Here is a 19326-nt window from a genome sequence, read left to right as displayed (position 1 = left end):
ACGACGGTGCCGCAAATTGTACCTTCGGGCCAGCACACGCTACGACCAGAGCGGACCACCCATCGATGAGCCTGCGTACCCGGTTACTGATCCTCGTCATCGCGGCCATGCTGGTGCCGGCGACCCTCGTCGGGCTGCGCTTCGTGCAGAACAGGTCCAGCGAGATCAACGCCGCCCTGGCCAATCTGGCCGCAGCCGCCGACGACATCGCGAGCGATCTGGACGAGAAGATTCAGGGCACCACCCAGCTTCACTATGGTCTCGCCCGTGCCCGCGACCTCGACACGCGCGACAAGGCGGCGTGCTCGGCGTTTCTGTCGGAAGTGCGCGAAGAATACCCGCAGTTCACGGGCATCCTGACCATCGATCCCGACGGCAGACTGTTCTGCGACTCGCTGCGGACCAACCGCACGCTCGACCTGAACGACCGCGGCTATTTCAAAGAGGTCAAGAATCTTCGAGGCGTCGCCGCGGTGGAGCCGGTGTTCGGCCGTCTCACCGGGCTCTCGGTACTGCAGATCGCCTATTCCGTGCGATCGGAGGCGGGCGCGCTGAAATTCGTGCTGCTCGCGTCCTTCAACCTGAACAAATTCGCGGAATTCCACGACAAGCGGCTGCTCGCCGAGAAGGACATCCTGTTAGTCGACGCCAAGGGAACGGTCCTGGCCGCCCCCAAAGGCGGCGGCTGGAGCGTGCCCGTCGGCGGATCCATTGCGGGCTCCGACCTGTTCCGCTTCGCGGCAGCACCCGATGGCGAGCCGTTTCGGGAGATCACTGACAGCGCGGGCCGCACGCACATCTGGGGCGTCGCCCGCTCGCCCTCGATCCGCAAGGCCGGCCTCACCATCATGGTCGGACGATCCAAGGATGGACTGGTCGCGGCGGCAAACCGCCGGCTCTACGAGGACATGGCAATTCTTGCGGTGGCCTTGCTGCTGCTTCTGGCCGGCCTATTGATGCTCGCGACCGTAAGCGTCGGACGCCAGATCGGACGACTCGCAGCCATGGCAAAAAGGCTCGGTCGCGGCGATCTCAGCGCACGCATTCCAGAACCCCATCCAGGCGGCGAGCTCGGCGGATTGATGACGCTGCTCAACAGCACGGCCGAATCGCTCGAGCAACAGCGCGCCGCCATCGCCGATCTCAGCCAAAAGCTCAGCCAGTCCCAGAAGATGGAAGCCATGGGCCAACTCACCGGCGGCGTGGCGCATGACTTCAATAATCTCCTGACCGTCATTCTCGGCAATTCGGAGCACCTCGCCGACAGGCTCGCGGGCAACACGGAACTGCACCGGATCGCCAACGACATTGCGACCGCCGCCGAGCGCGGCTCCGACCTGACGCGAAGCCTGCTCGCCTTCGCGCGCAAGCAGCCGCTGCGGCCGCGGGAGGTCGACATCGCCGAGCAGGTGACCGGCATGAAGCAGCTTCTGCGGCGGACGCTAGGCGAGCATATCGAGTCCAGCTTCACGTTCGCGCCGGACCTATGGCTCGCCAGCGTCGATCCCGGCCAATTGGCGACCGCCGTCCTCAACCTCGTGCTCAACGCGCGCGATGCAATGCCTGACGGCGGCAAGCTGATGGTCGAAGTGCGCAACGCATCGCTCGGCGAAACCGACCTCGACGTCAACGGCGAACCGCGGCCGGGCGACTACGTCATGGTCGCCGTCACGGACACCGGCAGCGGCATGAGCAGCGAGGTCTTGGGGCGCGCGTTCGAGCCGTTTTTCACCACCAAGGAGGTCGGCAAGGGGACAGGCCTCGGCCTCAGCATGGTCTACGGGTTTGCCCAACAATCCGGCGGGCTGGTGCAGATGCAGTCCGAACTCGGCCAAGGCAGCGTCGTCAGGCTGTTCTTTCCCCGCCTCGCGACGGCGCCGACCGAGGAGCCGCCGCCGCCGGAGCGGGTCACCGCAGCCGACGGACACGAGACCATTCTCGTCGTCGAGGACGACGACATGGTCTGCGCCTATGTCGAGAGTGAATTGAAGGCGCTCGGCTACCGCGTCATCACGAGGTCGAACGGACCCGCGGCGCTCGACGTGCTGCGCCAGACCGAAGGCATCGACCTGCTGTTCACCGACGTCGTCATGCCCGGCGGCATGTTCGGGCCGGAGCTGGCGAGGCAGGCGACCGAGCTGCGGCCCGGGCTCAAGGTGCTCTTCACCTCCGGTTACAGCCAGGATCCCGTCAAGACGCCCGACGGGGTCGGCGAGGCCCGCATTCTGACCAAGCCGTTCCGGCGAAAGGACCTTGCCGCGATGCTGCGCTCCGCCCTCTCGGAGCCAACGCGCTAGATCAGGACGCCATCGCGAGCCGGAGAGCCACCGCGAAATTGGCCGCGAACAGGCCTGCGTCTATCACGAAGATCCGGAGCATCGGACCCTTCAGCACCGGCCAGTACGCAACTCCGACCCGGCCTCCGCGCATCAGCACCGGGAGATTGTAGGCGAACTGGCCGAAATGGCAGGCGGCAAAGAACAGGAACAGCGCGAGCTGCGCCTCGACCGGCTGGAAGAAGGTCGGACGCGCGACCAGAAGATAGAACGACAAGAGCCCGATGGGCAGATTCATCGCGCCGAGGAACGCAACGCTGGCCGCAAGGGTCGGCGCGATCGGATTGCCGCGCTCTTCCCGCGGCAGCAATATCTTCAGCGTGTTGCGCTGGGCAATGCTGAACTGGACGAATGCGCCGACGAACCAGAGCGTGTTGAGCAGCAGAACGATATCCGAAAGGCGCATCATCATTTTCCGTAGAAGGCTTCGCTGCGGACGACGCGGCCGACATCGTCGAAATCCATGAACTCGCTGGCGCGGGTGTCGCCGAGCTGCCACCACACCGTCAGCCGCGCGATCGCATCGTCCCAGCTCCAGCTCAGAATTCTGAGGTCGGCACTTTCGATGTGGCCATAGGCTTTGCGCCAATAGTCGCGGATATTCTCGATGCCGGTGATGACGGGAGAACCGGTCAGCGTCAGCGCCAAGGGGCTCCGCATTTGCGCATTCTCGGCAAAATGCGCCACGACCGCGTCGATATCGACCTTGCACCAGCTCGCGCACCATGCCGCGACGAAACGTTCGGCGGCTGCGCGGTTCATTTTCTGTGCGCTCATGACACGACCCTCCCTGGCTCGCGGCGAGGAAGGTGGCAAAGCCAGCCGCTCATGTCAACCATGTTGACTTGAGGTTTCGTCAATTGTGGTCGGCGATCGCCCCCATGACCGCCATCCATGCCGCCGCCCCCGACGCGCCGGCGCGATCGAACGCCTCGCGCAGGACCTTGCGCTCGTGATCCGAGGCCCGCTGCTCGATGCGACGCCCGGCCTCCGTCAAGCGCAGCAGCTTGGAGCGATGCTGCTCGGGCGAGCGCTTCGAAGTCAGCAGCTTGCGTTCCAGCAGCAGGTTGAGCGGCCGGCTAAGTGCCTGCTTGGAAATGCCGAGAACCTCGAGCAGCGAGCCGATCGCGATATCGGGCCGCCTCGCCACCACGTAGAGGATGCGGTGGTGCGGACGCGACAGGCCCTGCTTCGCAAGATATGCGTCGGCCTCCAGCGTCATGCCGCGCCAGCCGTAATACATGAGCTCGAGCGCCGCATCGAGCTCATGCAGCTTCGTCAGCGAGGCGCGGTGAAGCCCCGCGGCTTGAGGCGTCTTTGCCATTGTCGCAGTTAACCCTTCGCCCGCAGCTCGCGCCGCAGCACCTTCCCGGTCGCCGTCATCGGCAGCGTCTCGGCGAACTCCACAAAGCGTGGATACTCGTGCGCGGCGAGCTGCACCTTGACGAACTCCTGGATCTCGCGCGCGAGCGCGTCGGTGCCGGTGAAGCCGGGGCGCAGCACGATCCAGGCCTTGATCGATTCGGTACGGATCGGATCGGGGATGCCGACCACCGCGGCCATGGCCACCGAGGGATGCTTCATCAGCGTATGCTCGATCTCGGACGGGCCGACGCGATAACCGGCGGTGGTGATGACGTCGTCCTCGCGGCTGACATACCAGAAATAGCCGTCCTCGTCCTGCACGCCGAGATCCCCGGTGAGCAGGAATTCGCCGGCATATTTCTTCGCCGTCGCCTCAGGATTGCGCCAATATTCGAGCATGGTGACGGGGCATGGCTGGCGCACGCCGATGATGCCGCGCTGACCGCGCGGCAATTCTTCGCCCTTGTCGTTGACGATGCGAACGTCGAAGCCCGGCGTCGCCTTGCCCATCGAACCCGGGCGGATCGGAAACAGGTTGGAGTTGCTGCCGATCACGAGATTGCACTCGGTCTGGCCGAACACCTCGTGCGCGTCGATGCCGAAGGTCTCGCGCACCCAGCCCAGCAATTCGCCGCCGAGAGATTCGCCGCCGGTGAAGATGCTGCGCAGCTTGACGCCCGGATGCTTCACGCCGGCCTGCCGCATCAGCTTCAGCGCCGTCGGCGGCAGGAAGACGTTGCGGATTCCGAGATCGGCCATCATCTGCATCGCCACCTGCGGCTCGAATTTGCGCGCGCGGTGACCGACCAGCGGGATGCCGTGATACCAGAACGCGAGCAGGCCGTTGACGAGGCCGCCGATCCACGCCCAATCTGCCGGCGTCCACATGAGATCGCCGGGGCGCGGCAGGAAGTTGTGACACATCTCCACGTTCGGCAGATGGCCGAGAACGACGCGGTGCGCGTGCAGCGCGCCCTTCGGGTTGCCTGTGGTGCCCGAGGTGTAGATGATGAGCGCCGGATCGTCCGCGGAGGTGTCGACCCGCGCGAAGTCGGGCGAAGCGGCTTTCACCGCATCCCAGAACGACGTCGCGCCTGCCGGCGCCCGCTCGCCGACGACATAGACGGTCTTCAGATCAGGCAGGCGGTCGCGGATCTTCGCGAGCTTCTCCCAGCCGCCTTCATCGGTGACGATGGCCTTGGCCTCGGAGTTCGACAGGCGGAATTCCAGCGCGTCCTCGCCGAACAGCGCGAACAGCGGGATCGAGATCATCCCGGAGCGGAACGCCGCCATATGCGCGATCGGTAGCTCCAACGACTGCGACAGAAACACCGCGACACGGTCGCCGCGCGAAAGCCCGCCCGCCTTCAGTACATTGGCGAAGCGGCGCGACATCCCGGCGACGTCGTCGAAGGAGGTGCGGCTGGTCGCGCCGTTCTCGTCGACATAGATCAGCGCGAGCCGGCCGGTGCCGTCGGCATGGCGATCGCAGCACGCTTCCGCCATGTTGAAGCGCGCGGGAATGTCCCAGCGGAAGTTGCGCGCGAGTTCGTCGTAAGACTTGGCTTCGGTGAGCATGGCTTGGCGTTTCCCAGCAACTCCGTCATGGCCGGGCTTGTCCCGGCCATCCACGTTCTTCTTGCTTGGTCCGTCAGTTTAAGGCCGTGGATGCCCGGGACAAGCCCGGGCATGACGACTAAGTGGTGGCTACCTCACCGTCGCAAAGAATTTCCGGACATCGCGCACGAACAGCTCCGGCTGCTCGAACGCGGCGAAATGGCCCCCCTTCTCCATCTCGCTCCAATGCGTGATGTTGTGGAAGTTCGGCTCCATCCAGCGCCGCACCGGCGTGATGATCTCCTTGGGGAAGGCAGCGACGCCCGTCGGCACCTTGACGACCGGCGTGGTGCGGCGCTTGCCAAAACTCTCCCAGTAGAGCCGCGCCGAGGAGGTTGCCGTCTCCGTCGCCCAATAGAGCATGACGTTGTCGAGCAGTTCGTCCCGGCTGAAGATGTTCTCCGGGTGGCCGTCGCAATCGGTCCAGGCCCAGAATTTTTCCAGGATCCAGGCCGCCTGCCCGCTCGGCGAATCCGTCAGGCCATAGCCGAGCGTCTGCGGTCGCGTCGACTGCTGCTTGGAGTAGCCGGAGTCGAGATCGACATAGTGCTTGAGGCCGGCAAGCGCGCGCTTCTCTTCGGCCGTCGGCTCGCCCTCGACCTTTGGTGCCGCATTGAAGGCGAGCGTGATGTGGATGCCGGCGCAGCGCGCCGCATCCTGCGCGCCGAGCGAGGTCGTCACCGCAGAGCCCCAGTCGCCGCCTTGCGCGCCGTAGCTGATATAGCCGAGCCGCTCCATGAGCTTGGCCCAGGCCGCGGCGATGCGATCGATGCCCCAGCCGGTAGTCTTCGGCTTGGCGGAGAAACCGAAGCCCGGCAGCGAGGGACAAACGACGTGAAACGCATCCGCTTGATTGCCGCCATGCGCGGCGGGATCGACCAGCGGCGCGATCACCTTCTGGAATTCGACGATCGAGCCGGGCCAGCCATGGGTGATGATCAGCGGCAGTGCGGAGGGCTCTTTCGAGCGGGCGTGAATGAAGTGGATGTCGAGCCCGTCGATCTCGGTGGTGAACTGCTCGAAGCGATTGAGCTTGGCTTCGCGCGCCCGCCAATCGTAGCCATCAGCCCAATAAGTGCAGATCTCCCGGATCCATTTCAGCGGCGCGCCCTGGCTCCAATCATCGACGAGCTCGGCTTCCGGCCAGCGGGTGCGGGCGAGGCGCGACTTGAGGTCCGAGAGGATGTCGTCGCTGATGGCGATGCGGAACGGTTTGATCGCGGTCATCGTGCCTCCCAGTTTCCTTTTGTCATTCCGGGGCGTGCGAAGCACGAACCCGGAATCCATTGAGCGACAGAGCTGGCGGCCTGATGGATTTTCTGATGCGCAATTGCGCATCATGGCTCGACGCTTCGCGTCGCCCCGGAATGACGGCCTAGCCCGACAACGCCGCCTTCACCAAGCCGCTGGCCTTCCCAAAATCCATCTGGCCCGCGTACTTCGCGCGCAGCACGGCGATCACCTTGCCCATGTCCTTCATGCCGCTCGCACCGGTCTCGCCGATCGCATCCGCGATCGCCTTCTTCACCTCGTCGTCGGCCATCTGCTTCGGCAGGTACGCCGAGATCACCGCGATCTCCTCGCGCTCCTGGGCTGCGAGCTCGGCGCGGCCGCCTTTTTCGTAGAGCTCGACCGACTCCTGGCGCTGCTTGATCATCTTCTGAAAGACGCCGAGCAGGTCGGCGTCCGACAGCGGCGGCTTGCCCTGCCCGCGGGCGTCGATGTCGGCATTCTTGATGGTCGAGTTGACCATGCGCAGCGTGGACAGCTTGCGCTCGTCCTTGGCCTTCATGGCCTCCTTGACCGCATTGTTGATGTCGTCGCGCAGCATGGTCGTGCTCTCCTGCAATATCCGAGGCCTGATCTAGGCCGTTCGCGCCCCTGAGACAACCTCGGTTCCGAGCCATTGGGTCAGCGCTCGTGCTGTCGCTTCCGGCTGCTCGGCTTGCGGCAGGTGCCCGCAGCGCTGGAGCACCACCAGCCTTGCGCCGGCGATGGCCTCCGCCATCTCCTTCGAGAACGCATTCGGGATGGTGTTGTCGGCATCGCCCGTCAGCACCAATGTCGGACACCTGATGGCCGGCAGTGTCGGTCGCGAATCCACCCGTGCGATGATTGCGGTCTGCTGCCGCAGATAACCCTCGACGCCGACATCCTCATCCTGCGCATGCACGAGCTCGAGAATATCGGCGTCGCCGCGCCGCGACGGATGCACGAGCTCCGGAAAACTCTCCTCGCGGACGGCGCGGAGCTCGCCGCGCCTCGCGCGCTCCATGAGGCCGCGGCGGCGCGCTGTCGCCTCCGGCGTATCGGGCCGCGCCTGGGTGTTGATCAGCGCGAGCTTGGCCACACGCTCGGGTGCCTGACGCATGATCTCGAGTGCGATGTAGCCGCCCATGGAATGGCCGGCGAGCGCGAAGCGCGGCGGCGCCTCGGCCAACACCCGGGCGGCGATCGCCGCCATGCTGTCGTCGCGGATATGGTTGGCAATCATCACCGGGCCGAACCGCCACAGCGCCGGGATCACCGGGACATAGATCCGGGCCGATGAGGCCAGCCCCGGAACCAGCAGAAGTGGGGTGGTCTGGTCCATTATTGCCTCGCAAGCCCCTCAAATTGCCGGAAATTGTGCGGCCGAGCTTAAGTGCGGGAGACGGGCTGTCAAATATGCAAAAACGCATGTGAATCCGCCCTCTCCCGCTTTGACGGCGGCGTCCGCGGGGACTATGAAACGCGCTCATGACACAACATGACAACGATCCCGCCTGGCCGGACCATAAACCGACCGCGCTCCTCGTGCTCGCCGACGGCACGGTGCTCGAAGGCTTCGGTCTCGGCGCCGAAGGCCACGCCGTCGGTGAAGTCTGCTTCAACACCGCGATGACCGGCTATGAGGAGATCCTCACCGATCCCTCCTATGCCGGCCAGCTCATCACATTCACCTTCCCGCATATCGGCAATGTCGGCACCAACGATGACGACATCGAGACGGTGAACATGGCCGCGACGCCGGGGGCGCGCGGCGTGATCCTGCGCACCGCGATCACCGATCCCTCGAACTACCGTGCCACCAAGCATCTCGACCAGTGGCTGAAGGCGCGCGGCATCATCGGCCTCTCCGGCATCGACACCCGTGCCCTGACCGCGCTGATCCGCAGCAAGGGCATGCCCAATGCCGTGATCGCGCATTCCAGGACCGGCGAGTTCGACCTGCATGGCCTGAAGGAAGAAGCACGCGAATGGCCGGGCCTCGAGGGCATGGACCTCGTGCCGATGGTCACTTCGGGCCAGCGCTTCACCTGGGACGAAACGCCCTGGCTGTGGGACAAGGGCTTCGGCCGGCAGGACAAGCCGGAATTCAACGTCGTCGCCATCGACTACGGCATCAAGCGCAACATCCTGCGCCTGCTCGCCGGCGTCGGCTGCAAGGTGACGGTGGTGCCGGCGACGACCTCGTCCGAAGATATTCTGGCGATGAAGCCGGACGGCGTGTTCCTGTCCAACGGTCCGGGCGATCCGGCCGCAACAGGCAAATATGCCGTGCCTGTGATCCAGGACGTGATCAAGTCGGGCACGCCGACCTTCGGCATCTGTCTCGGTCACCAGATGCTGGGCCTTGCCGTCGGCGCCAAGACGAAGAAGATGCATCAGGGCCATCACGGTGCAAACCACCCCGTGAAGGACGAGACTACCGGCAAGGTCGAGATCACCTCGATGAACCACGGCTTTGCCGTGGACGAGACCACGCTGCCGAAGGGCGCGACGCAGACTCACATCTCGCTGTTCGACGGATCCAATTGCGGCATCCAGCTCGACGGCAAGCCGGTGTTCTCGGTGCAGTACCATCCCGAGGCCTCACCAGGTCCGCGCGACTCGCACTATCTGTTCCAGCGCTTTGCGGACCTGATGCGGCAGAAGAAGAGCGCGTAGGGCGCGCTCTTCCGCAACTGCTTTGACGACATCGAGCCCGGGCCTTGTCCCGGGCTCTTGTCATTCCGGGCTCACGCGTCGCCCCGGATTGACGGAGGAGCGAGGAACGCCGCCTCACGCCCCTCGTTGATCCCTGCTAGATTCGCGCAGGAGCCCCGCCATGTCCGTCGTCCGCGACAACGCCGAGCCAATCGCCATCGTGTTCGGGGACGACGGCCTTACGCCGAACAACATCCGTCCGTTCCTGGTCTACCAAGCCGCGGTGAAGCTTGATCCGAAGCAGCCGGAAGCGACCATCGAAGATCTGTTCGAGGCGAACGGCTGGGGCCGCACCTGGCGCAACGGCGTCTACGATTATCTGCATTATCACGCGACGGTGCACGAGGTGCTCGGCGTCGCGCGCGGCAGCGCACGGGTCCGCTTCGGCGGCGACCACGGCCAGGAGCTGGACATCAAGGCCGGCGACGTCGCGATCCTGCCTGCCGGCACCGGGCATCAATGCATCAAGGCGAGCCACGATTTCTGCGTGATCGGCGCCTATCCGCCAGGCGCGAAGATGGAGATCACGAGGGCAACGCCGGAGAACCACGCCAAGGCGCTGAAGACGATTCCGCACGTCGCGCTGCCGCCGGCCGATCCCGTGACGGGGAAGGACGGGGCGCTGATGCGGTTGTGGAGCCAGCCATAAGCGCGATGCCGTGGGGCGGGCAAAGGCGCGCTCTAGCGCGCCGTGCCCACCACTTCCAGCTGGTGGGCACGCTTCCGCCTTCGCTCTTCGAGCCACGGCGGACAAGTCGCTTCGCTCACCCTACAAAGAGCTACGACATCCGGGTTACGCCTCGTTGCCGCCCTCCTGGCGGGTGGCTTCGAACAGGAACCAGGTGCGGCGCTCGGTCTCGTCGATGAAGTTTTCCAAGATGCTGGCGCTGGCGACATCGCCGGCCTCGTCGCAGACATCATGGGCCTTCCGCATCGCGGCGGCGACATGCTTGTTGTCCTGCATCAGCTCGCGCAGCATCTCGCGCGGCGGGACGTAGTCCTCGTTGTTGTCCTTGATGGTTTGGAGCTTTGCGACCTGGCCGATCGACTTCAGCGTGGTGCCGCCGATCTTGCGGACGCGCTCGGCGAGCTGGTCGGTGGTGGCGAAGATCTGGTCCGACTGCTCGTCGAGCAGCAGATGGTAGTCCCGGAAGTGGCGCCCGCTGATGTGCCAGTGGAAATTCTTGGTCTTCAGATATAGCGCGAAGGCGTCGGCCAGAAGCACGTTGAGCGCCTCCGAAACCTTCTTCACTCCGTCGGGCGACAAATCGGTGGGGGTATCGAGATCGGGGGAGATCTTATTGTTGGTTTTGCTCACGGGAGACCTTCCTGTTAGGACGCGGACATTGACGGCGCGCCGTCGCACCCCTAACGCAAGGCGGACAGCGCCGGTTCCTCCAGCGGAACCGTTTGGCCGGGGCCCTCGAATACCATGGACGATTGGATCGATTATTACGACTCCACGCATACGATCTATGTCAGCAAGCTGCATCGCGACTTGCACTTCCAGATCATCGCGCGGGACATCATCGGCTACATCTCCTCGCCGGACGCGACCGTGCTGGATTATGCGTGCGGCGAAGCCCTGTCGGCGAGCCAGGTGGCCGCTCGCTGCGGCAAGCTGATCCTCGCCGAGCCGGCGCCCGGCGTCCGCGGCCGGCTGATCGCGCGGTTTGCCCCGAACACCAGGATCCGCGTCCGCTCGCTCGACGACGTCCGCAACATGCAGGACCAGTCGATCGACCTCGTGGTGATGAACTCGGTCGCGCAATACATGGCGCCGGACGAGCTCGACGCCGCGCTCCTGAATGTCCACCGCATCCTGAAGCCCTCCGGAAAGCTGGTGCTGGGGGACATCCTGCAGCCCAATGTCGGCATGCTCAGGGACGTCATGGCGCTGCTCGGCTTCGGCCTGCGGCACGGCTTCCTGAAGGACGCGCTGATCGGGCTGATCAGCACCGCGCTGTCGGATTACCGTCAGCTGCGCACGCGGATCGGGCTGCAACGCTACAGCGAGGACGAGATCACCGCCAAGCTGAGGGCGGCCGGGTTCGCGGTCCAGCGCGCCCACACCAATATCGGCCACAATCGCTGGCGCATGACCTTCATCGCGCGGCCGCCGCTGGTTCGTTAAGCATAACAATTAGCCGTTGTGGCTTGTCGCGCTGCAATCAGACATGATCGCCGCGGCCCGGTGGCGGAAGCGTCTACGCGAGGGCGGTGCAACGCTCTACATCCTGGTTCAAATCCAGGCCGGGTCTCCAGCCTTCGCTGGCTCCGCCAGCTTCGGCTCGGCAAGCCGTATCGTTCGAAGGCTGCCGCGGCGAAGCCCGAAGGGCGAAGCCGGGCGTGGTTCGGTACGCCTGAAGCGCAGCGGAAGCGAAGACGGGCGTTCCCCCCACTGATCGCATCCGGGGCTACGCGTGGCGCGGCCACGCCCCCCAAGCAGCCCACCCCTCCCCTAACCGGTCAAAATTGGCGGTTGATGGGCGTTTTTCGGGGTTTCGCCGCCCCAAAAACTGGTCTAAGACCCACCCGCGCGCGAGGGAGACCACCGCGCTCTCGGCCACAGGGACGCGCAGCCGCGCGCCCTTTTTTTGTGCCCAAATTCCAGTCCGGCGAGAGTTGATGCCCAAACGTACAGACATCACCACCATCCTGATCATCGGCGCCGGTCCCATCGTGATCGGACAGGCCTGCGAGTTCGACTATTCGGGCACCCAGGCGGTGAAGACGCTGAAGGAAGAGGGCTATCGCATCGTCCTCGTCAATTCCAACCCGGCCACGATCATGACCGACCCGGAATTGGCCGATGCGACCTATATCGAGCCGATCACGCCCGAGATCGTCGCCAAGATCATCGAGAAGGAACGTCACGTCATTCCCGGCGGCTTCGCGCTGCTGCCGACCATGGGCGGACAGACCGCGCTGAACTGCGCGTTGTCGCTGCGGCGGCAGGGCACGCTGGAGAAGTTCGACGTCGAGATGATCGGCGCCACCGCTGACGCCATCGACAAGGCCGAGGACCGCCAGCTCTTCCGCGAGGCCATGACCAAGATCGGGCTCGAGACGCCGAAGTCGCGGCTCGCCAACGCGTCCGAGCTGAAGAAGTCGTTCCGCGACAAGCACCAGGCCGAACGTGCGAAGCTGTCGGGCGCAGCTCTCGATGAGCACGACCGGCAGTGGACGCTGGGCGAGAGCGAGCGTCGCAAGCGCTACCAGGAATACGCGTTCGGCCAGGCCATGATGGCGCTGTCCGAGATCGGCCTGCCCGCGATCATCCGCCCCTCCTTCACGATGGGCGGCACTGGCGGCGGCATCGCCTACAACAAGGAAGAGTTCCTCGACATCATCGAGCGCGGCCTCGATGCGTCTCCGACCAACGAAGTGCTGATCGAAGAATCCGTGCTCGGCTGGAAAGAGTACGAGATGGAGGTGGTGCGCGACAAGAAGGATAATTGCATCATCGTCTGCTCGATCGAGAACCTCGATCCGATGGGCGTGCACACCGGCGATTCCATCACGGTGGCGCCGGCGCTGACGCTGACCGACAAGGAATACCAGATCATGCGCGACGCCTCGCTGGCGGTGCTGCGCGAGATCGGGGTGGAGACCGGCGGCTCCAACGTGCAGTTCGGCGTCAATCCCGAGGACGGCCGCATGGTCGTGATCGAGATGAATCCGCGCGTGTCGCGCTCCTCCGCGCTGGCGTCGAAGGCCACCGGCTTTCCGATCGCCAAGGTCGCTGCCAAGCTCGCGGTCGGCTACACCCTGGACGAGATCGCCAACGACATCACCGGCGGCGCCACGCCGGCCTCTTTCGAGCCGACCATCGACTACGTCGTCACCAAGGTGCCGCGCTTCGCCTTCGAGAAATTCCCGGGCGCCTCGACCACGTTGACGACCTCGATGAAATCGGTCGGCGAAGTCATGGCGATCGGCCGCACCTTCCAGGAGAGCCTGCAGAAGGCGCTGCGCGGACTCGAGACCGGATTGACCGGCCTCGACGAGATCGAGATCGAGGGGCTCGGCCGCGACGACGACAAGAACGCGATCCGTGCCGCGCTCGGCACGCCGACGCCGAACCGGCTGCTCCAGGTCGCCCAGGCCATGCGGCTCGGCTGGTCGAACGAGGACATCTTCAACTCCTGCAAGATCGATCCGTGGTTCCTGGGCGAGATGCGCGGCATCGTCGACATGGAGGAGAAGGTCCGCAGGAACGGCCTGCCCGGCAACGCCTTCGGCATGCGCACCCTCAAGGCCATGGGCTTCTCCGACGCGCGGCTCGCGGTGCTCGCCGAGACGACGGAGGCCGAGGTGACCGCAAAGCGCCACGCACTCGGCGTTCGCCCGGTGTACAAGCGCATCGACACCTGCGCAGCCGAGTTCGCCTCGCCCACCGCCTATATGTATTCGACCTACGAGGCGCCGTTTGCGGGCGCGCCGGCGGACGAGAGCACGCCGTCCGACAAGAAGAAGGTCATCATTCTCGGCGGCGGTCCCAACCGCATCGGCCAGGGCATCGAGTTCGACTATTGCTGCTGCCACGCCTGTTTCGCGCTGCACGATGCCGGCTACGAATCCATCATGGTCAACTGCAATCCGGAGACGGTGTCGACCGACTACGACACCGCCGACCGGCTCTATTTCGAGCCGCTCACCGCCGAGGACGTGCTGGAGATCATCGCCAAGGAACGCAGTAAGGGCACGCTGCACGGCGTGATCGTGCAGTTCGGCGGCCAGACGCCGCTGAAGCTGGCACGCGCGCTGGAGGCTGCCGAGGTGCCGATCCTCGGCACCTCGCCTGATGCCATCGACCTTGCCGAGGACCGCGACCGTTTCAAGCGCGTGCTCGACAAGCTGCGGCTGAAGCAGCCGAAGAACGGCATCGCCTACTCGGTCGAGCAGGCGCGCCTGGTCGCAACCGATCTCGGCCTGCCGCTGGTGGTGCGTCCCTCCTACGTGCTCGGCGGCCGCGCGATGCAGATCATCCGCGAGGAGAACCAGCTCAGCGACTATCTGCTCGGCACGCTGCCGGAGCTGGTGCCGGCGGACGTGAAGGCGCGCTATCCGAACGACAAGACCGGGCAGATCAACACCGTGCTCGGCAAGAACCCGCTGCTGTTCGACCGTTATCTGTCCGATGCCACCGAGATCGACGTGGATTGCCTCTGCGACGGCAAGGACACCTTCATCGTTGGCATCATGGAGCACATCGAGGAAGCCGGCATCCATTCCGGCGACAGCGCCTGCTCGCTGCCGCCGCACTCGCTCGAGCCTGAGATGATCGAGGAGCTGGAGCGGCAGACCCGCGAGCTCGCGCTCGGCCTCGACGTGGTCGGCCTGATGAACGTGCAATACGCCATCAAGGATGGCGAGATCTACGTGCTGGAGGTCAATCCGCGCGCCTCGCGTACCGTGCCCTTTGTTGCCAAGGTGGTCGGCACGCCGGTCGCGAAGATCGCTGCGCGCGTCATGGCCGGCGAGAAGCTCGCCGATTTCAAGCTGAAGAAGGCGCAGCTCAAGCACGTCGGCGTCAAGGAATCGGTCTTCCCGTTTGCGCGCTTCCCAGGCGTCGACACGGTGCTCGGCCCCGAGATGCGCTCGACCGGCGAGGTCATGGGCATCGACCGGTCGTTCGCGGTGGCGTTCGCCAAGAGCCAGCTCGGCGGCGGCACGCGAGTACCGCGCAAGGGCACGGTGTTCGTCTCGGTGCGCGAGAGCGACAAGACGCGTATTGCCGAGGCGGTTCGCGAATTGCATTCACTCGGCTTCAAGGTGCTGGCGACCTCGGGCACCCAGCGCTTCCTGACCGATCAGGGCATCCCGACCGAGAAGGTGAACAAGGTGCTGGAGGGCCGTCCGCACATCGTCGATGCCATCACCAACGGCGACGTTCAGCTCGTCTTCAACACCACCGAAGGCCCGCAGGCGCTGGCCGACAGCCGATCGCTGCGGCGCGCGGCCCTCTTGCATAAAGTGCCGTATTACACCACTCTTTCCGGGGCCGTGGCGGCCGCGCAGGGCATCCGCGCCTATCTTGGCGGGGACCTTGAGGTTCGTACCCTGCAGAGCTACTTTTCGGAAACCTGATCGCTAGCGGCGGCAACGCTTCCGCTAAGTGATTGGCAATGAAGCCACAATGGCCGGAGGAACTGATCCGGCCAGGTGGCGGTTCTGTTCCGGCGCCAGAGCCCACATAACATCCCGGCGGGCGCGTGTTCAGCCCCGGGAATACCGACCAATCAAGGTTGCCGCGCCCTCGGTCTTTGGGGGCGCGCAGCTGAAGGACGAGAGAAGAGATGGAAAAGGTTCCGATGACCCAGGCCGGCTTTGTCGCGCTCGGGGAAGAATTGAAGAAGCGCCAGTCGGAAGATCGTCCGCGGATCATCGAGCATATCGCCGAGGCGCGCTCGCACGGAGACCTGTCGGAAAACGCGGAATATCATGCCGCGAAGGAAGAACAGTCCCACAATGAAGGCCGCATCGCCGAGCTCGAGGACAAGCTCGCGCGCGCCGACATCATCGACATCTCGAAACTGTCCGGCGACACCATCAAGTTCGGCGCCACCGTGACCTTGGTCGACGAGGACACCGAGAAGAAGACGGTGTGGCAGATCGTCGGCGAGGTCGAGGCCGATGCCAAGAAGGGCCGCATCTCCATCACCTCGCCGCTCGCGCGCGCGCTGATCGGCAAGAAGAAGGGCTCGACCGTCGAGGTCAATGCACCCGGCGGCGCCAAGGCGTATGAGATCACCAAGGTGGAGTGGCGGTAACGATCTGCCGCCGCACGTGATGAGATTTCGAAAGGGCCGCGCACTGCGCGGCCTTTTTTGTTGCCGCCTGTTGCCTGCGTGAGTGGACACGCATTCTCACCGCGCGTCATTGCGAGCGCAGCGAAGCAATCCGGAATCCCTCCGCGGAGACAGTCTGGATTGCTTCGTCGCAAGGGCTCCTCGCAATGACGGTGTTGATGCAGCAAGCTGCCCGTCCCGGACACGCTGCAATGCTTCAGCGTTGCGGCGCGGAGCCGGAGCACGAGACCGGCGAATCTACCGCCGCCCCTTCACATCAAGCGGCACGGCGGCTTCATACTTCGAATTGTGGAGCACCAGCGAGGTCCTGACATTGCGCACGTGGGGCGCGGCAGTGAGGTGGGTGACGAAATCCTGGAAGGTCGCCATGTCTGGCGCGACGCATTTGAGGATGAAATCGACCTCGCCCGACAGCATCCAGCATTCCCGCACCAGGGGCTCGGCGCGGACGAACGCCTCGAACGCGCGCAAATCCGCCTCGGCCTGGCTGGAGAGGTGCACCGCGGCGAACACGGTGACGTCGAAACCGAGCTTGCGGGCGTCCAGCAGGCCCCGATAGCCGTGGATGTAGCCCTCCTCCTCCAGCGCCCGAACGCGGCGCAGGCAGGGTGGCGGCGAGATGCCGACTCGCTTGGCCAGCTCGACATTCGTGATTCGACCGTCGGCCTGAATCTCGGTGAGAATCTTCAGGTCGATCTCGTCTAGGTTCCGCGACACGTGATTGGAACTCCTGGCCTTTACGGCGGTACTGGTGGGTTTTCGCAATCCTCATAGCCCAGTCCGCAACCTTAGCGCAATTTTATTGCGCGCGCACCGCAAGGGACTTTTGTTCCCTGTTGGAAAAATCCGCCGATAGGGAATGCAATTCTTGCATAGCTCACCAGAAGGCTTAGATTAGCTCTGATATTTCAGCGCCTCGGCGAGGCCTCCCGGCATGTTCCGCGCCCGCGCTGCAAATCCCCCGTGAAAGGCGTCCATCGAAATGTCCGCTCCTGTTCATGCAAAGGTCGTCATTATCGGCTCCGGTCCCGCCGGTTACACCGCGGCGATCTACGCCGCGCGGGCCATGCTCGAGCCGATCCTGATCCAAGGCATCCAGGCCGGCGGCCAGCTCACCATCACCACTGATGTCGAGAACTATCCGGGCTTTGCCGACGTGATCCAGGGCCCCTGGCTGATGGAGCAGATGGAGAAGCAGGCGGTCCATGTCGGCACCAGGATCGTCTCCGACCTCGTGATCAAGCTCGACACCTCGCAGCGGCCGTTCCGCCTCACCTGCGATTCGGGCGACGTCTATCTCGCCGACACCGTCATTCTCGCCACCGGCGCGCAAGCGCGCTGGCTCGGGCTGCCGTCCGAGACGAAGTTCCAGGGCGGCGGCGTATCGGCCTGCGCCACCTGCGACGGCTTCTTCTACCGCAACAAGAACGTCGTGGTGGTCGGCGGCGGCAATACCGCGGTCGAGGAAGCCCTGTACCTCACCAATCATGCGTCGCAGGTCACCATCGTGCATCGTCGCGATCACTTCCGCGCCGAGCGCATCCTGCAGGAGCGGCTGTTCAAGCATCCGAAGATCAAGGTGATCTGGGACAGCGCGGTCGACGAGATCTGCGGCACCGAGAACCCGAACAAGGTCACCCATGTCCGTCTGAAGAACGTCAAGACCGGCGCGCTCACCGACGTGAAGAGCGACGGCGTTTTCATCGCCATCGGCCATGCGCCGGCGACCGAGCTCGTCAAGGACCAGGTCAAGCTGAAACCCTCGGGCTATGTCGAGGTCGCCCCGAACTCGACCGCCACCTCGGTGCCCGGACTGTTCGCCGCCGGTGACGTCGCCGACGAGACTTATCGCCAGGCCGTGACGGCCGCAGGCCTCGGCTGCATGGCAGCGCTCGAGGCCGAACGTTTCTTGGCCCTGCGCGCCAGCGAGCGCGCGGCAGCGGAATAAAGATCATGCCTCGAACACGCGACGGATTTACGGATATGGACTGGGACAAGCTGAAGGTGTTTCACGCGGCAGCGGAAGCGGGCAGCTTCACGCATGCGGGCGAGCAGCTCGGCCTGTCGCAATCGGCGGTGTCGCGCCAGGTCTCGGCGCTGGAGCAGGAGCTTTCGGTCTCGCTGTTCCACCGCCACGCCCGCGGCCTGATCCTCACCGAGCAGGGCGACCTGTTGTTCCGCACCGCGCATGACGTCTTCATGCAGCTCCAGGCGGCGCGCGCCAAGCTGACCGACAGCCGCGAGCGGCCGAGCGGCGACCTCAAGATCACCACCACCCCCGGCGTCGGCATCAACTGGCTGATCCCGCGGCTCGGCGAGTTCACCGCGCTGTATCCGGAGATCCGCATCTCGCTGATCGTCACCGACGAGGAGCTCGATCTGTCGATGCGCGAGGCGGACGTCGCGATCCGCACCCGCAAGCCGACGCAGCCGGATCTGATCCAGCGCAAGCTTTTCGCGATGGGCTTCCACGCCTATTGCTCGCCGGAATACATCAAGCGCTTCGGTACGCCGCGCACGCTGGAGGAGCTCGACTCCCACCGCATCATCACGCTCGCCGACGGCAACTTCGCGCCGCACTTGCAGAACCGCAACTGGCTCGTCGAAGCCGGCCGCAACGGCTCCGGTCCACGCGAGGCCTATTTCAGGGTGAACAACATCCTCGGTCTCGTGCGCGCCTGTCAGCAGGGCCTCGGCATCGCCGCGCTGCCCGACTACCTCGTGGAGGAACAGAGCAAACTCGTGCAGCTGTTCGGCGAGTCGGATTCGATCCAGCTCGACACCTATTTTGTATATCCCGAGGAGTTGAAGACGGTGGCGCGCGTGCAGGTGTTCCGCGACTTCGTGGTCAGCAAGGCGCAGCGCTGGCCGTCCTGATTTCCGCATGACTGACATGCGGCCTCGGCTGTTGCTGCAGGACGCTCGTCAAGCTCATACTGTTTGCACGCTGAGCCTTCGCGTTGCGCATTTGTCCCCCTCCTCCAGTGGCGCGGGAGTTCAGTAATCCCTCTTGGAAGGTGATTGTGTCGGCCTCACGTGGCCAATACCTTAAGCCGGGCTCTTTGAGCCCGGCTTTTTTTCGCCCAAATCGGCCTTCGCCTTCCGCGTGTATTGACAGTTCCACGCATACCCCGCATCATTTGCAGATGATCACGAAGCCGTGCGCAGCAATCTCGAAAAAAGGCCCCCATCCCGGGGCCTCGGATTTTTGCGCGCACTAGCTA

At 64.7% G+C, this 19326-nt stretch carries 17 protein-coding genes and 1 tRNA gene; 9 read left to right on the top strand and 9 right to left on the bottom strand.

Annotated features, from left to right (window positions below):
• Nucleotides 1-65: 65 nt before the first annotated feature.
• On the top strand, nucleotides 66-2297 hold the full coding sequence (locus ACFDR6_RS17205) for an ATP-binding protein (protein WP_375858939.1): 2232 nt from the start codon (nucleotides 66-68) through the stop codon (nucleotides 2295-2297).
• A gap of 1 nt (nucleotide 2298) precedes the next feature.
• On the opposite strand, the gene ACFDR6_RS17200 is transcribed toward ACFDR6_RS17205, so the two are convergent.
• The 7 genes from ACFDR6_RS17200 to ACFDR6_RS17170 all read right to left on the bottom strand — a co-directional run bounded on the left by ACFDR6_RS17200 (nucleotide 2299) and on the right by ACFDR6_RS17170 (nucleotide 7911).
• Nucleotides 2299-2742, bottom strand: a complete 444-nt coding sequence (locus ACFDR6_RS17200; protein ID WP_375858938.1) for a hypothetical protein — start codon at nucleotides 2740-2742, stop codon at nucleotides 2299-2301.
• A 2-nt stretch (nucleotides 2743-2744) separates the two neighbouring features.
• Nucleotides 2745-3113: a nuclear transport factor 2 family protein gene (locus ACFDR6_RS17195; protein ID WP_375858937.1), complete on the bottom strand. Its 369-nt coding sequence runs from the start codon at nucleotides 3111-3113 to the stop codon at nucleotides 2745-2747.
• A gap of 79 nt (nucleotides 3114-3192) precedes the next feature.
• A complete protein-coding gene (locus tag ACFDR6_RS17190; RefSeq protein ID WP_317242415.1) occupies nucleotides 3193-3660 on the bottom strand; it encodes a MarR family transcriptional regulator in 468 nt (155 codons plus the stop codon).
• Nucleotides 3661-3668: 8 nt separating this feature from the next.
• Nucleotides 3669-5279: an acyl-CoA synthetase gene (locus tag ACFDR6_RS17185; RefSeq protein WP_375858936.1), complete on the bottom strand. Its 1611-nt coding sequence runs from the start codon at nucleotides 5277-5279 to the stop codon at nucleotides 3669-3671.
• A 129-nt stretch (nucleotides 5280-5408) separates the two neighbouring features.
• Nucleotides 5409-6545, bottom strand: coding sequence for an epoxide hydrolase family protein (locus ACFDR6_RS17180; protein ID WP_375858935.1), 1137 nt, complete (start codon nucleotides 6543-6545; stop codon nucleotides 5409-5411).
• Nucleotides 6546-6693: 148 nt separating this feature from the next.
• Nucleotides 6694-7149 carry a GatB/YqeY domain-containing protein gene (locus ACFDR6_RS17175; RefSeq protein ID WP_142250284.1) on the bottom strand — a complete coding sequence of 152 codons (456 nt, stop codon included), beginning with the start codon at nucleotides 7147-7149 and terminating at the stop codon, nucleotides 6694-6696.
• A gap of 33 nt (nucleotides 7150-7182) precedes the next feature.
• Entirely contained in the window at nucleotides 7183-7911 is a 729-nt protein-coding gene (locus tag ACFDR6_RS17170; RefSeq protein ID WP_375858934.1) for an alpha/beta fold hydrolase, read from the bottom strand.
• Between the two features lie 146 nt (nucleotides 7912-8057).
• On the opposite strand from ACFDR6_RS17170, the gene carA reads away from it, so the two are divergent.
• Nucleotides 8058-9248 carry a glutamine-hydrolyzing carbamoyl-phosphate synthase small subunit gene (carA, locus tag ACFDR6_RS17165; RefSeq protein WP_212080459.1) on the top strand — a complete coding sequence of 397 codons (1191 nt, stop codon included), beginning with the start codon at nucleotides 8058-8060 and terminating at the stop codon, nucleotides 9246-9248.
• 160 nt (nucleotides 9249-9408) lie between these two features.
• Nucleotides 9409-9936, top strand: coding sequence for a hypothetical protein (locus ACFDR6_RS17160; protein ID WP_375858933.1), 528 nt, complete (start codon nucleotides 9409-9411; stop codon nucleotides 9934-9936).
• A gap of 144 nt (nucleotides 9937-10080) precedes the next feature.
• Here the strand turns inward: ACFDR6_RS17160 and ACFDR6_RS17155 are convergent, their stop codons facing one another.
• The gene (locus tag ACFDR6_RS17155) at nucleotides 10081-10605 is read right to left on the bottom strand and encodes a Dps family protein (protein WP_212080457.1); all 525 of its coding nucleotides are present in this window, start codon (nucleotides 10603-10605) and stop codon (nucleotides 10081-10083) included.
• 114 nt (nucleotides 10606-10719) lie between these two features.
• On the opposite strand from ACFDR6_RS17155, the gene ACFDR6_RS17150 reads away from it, so the two are divergent.
• From ACFDR6_RS17150 to greA, 4 genes are all read left to right on the top strand, one after another.
• Entirely contained in the window at nucleotides 10720-11421 is a 702-nt protein-coding gene (locus ACFDR6_RS17150; RefSeq protein WP_375858932.1) for a class I SAM-dependent methyltransferase, read from the top strand.
• A gap of 54 nt (nucleotides 11422-11475) precedes the next feature.
• A tRNA-OTHER gene (locus ACFDR6_RS17145) sits at nucleotides 11476-11551 on the top strand.
• 364 nt (nucleotides 11552-11915) lie between these two features.
• Nucleotides 11916-15380 (top strand): carbamoyl-phosphate synthase large subunit, encoded by a 3465-nt coding sequence (carB, locus tag ACFDR6_RS17140; RefSeq protein WP_375858931.1) that lies wholly within the window; start codon nucleotides 11916-11918, stop codon nucleotides 15378-15380.
• A 209-nt stretch (nucleotides 15381-15589) separates the two neighbouring features.
• Nucleotides 15590-16063, top strand: coding sequence for a transcription elongation factor GreA (gene greA / locus ACFDR6_RS17135; RefSeq protein ID WP_018643807.1), 474 nt, complete (start codon nucleotides 15590-15592; stop codon nucleotides 16061-16063).
• A gap of 276 nt (nucleotides 16064-16339) precedes the next feature.
• On the opposite strand, the gene ACFDR6_RS17130 is transcribed toward greA, so the two are convergent.
• The gene (locus ACFDR6_RS17130; protein ID WP_212080454.1) at nucleotides 16340-16819 is read right to left on the bottom strand and encodes an Lrp/AsnC family transcriptional regulator; all 480 of its coding nucleotides are present in this window, start codon (nucleotides 16817-16819) and stop codon (nucleotides 16340-16342) included.
• A gap of 265 nt (nucleotides 16820-17084) precedes the next feature.
• Between ACFDR6_RS17130 and trxB the strand changes: the two genes are divergently transcribed.
• Complete coding sequence (trxB, locus tag ACFDR6_RS17125) at nucleotides 17085-18050, top strand: thioredoxin-disulfide reductase (protein WP_375858930.1); 966 nt, start codon at nucleotides 17085-17087, stop codon at nucleotides 18048-18050.
• 5 nt (nucleotides 18051-18055) lie between these two features.
• Nucleotides 18056-18979, top strand: a complete 924-nt coding sequence (locus tag ACFDR6_RS17120) for a LysR family transcriptional regulator (RefSeq protein WP_063197141.1) — start codon at nucleotides 18056-18058, stop codon at nucleotides 18977-18979.
• Nucleotides 18980-19326: the final 347 nt, after the last annotated feature.

Origin of the sequence: Bradyrhizobium tunisiense (assembly GCF_042263385.1) — a bacterium.
Taxonomy (GTDB): domain Bacteria; phylum Pseudomonadota; class Alphaproteobacteria; order Rhizobiales; family Xanthobacteraceae; genus Bradyrhizobium; species Bradyrhizobium tunisiense.
The sequence above is the reverse complement of the archived record's forward strand: the minus strand, read 5'-3'. Positions and strand labels throughout refer to the sequence as shown.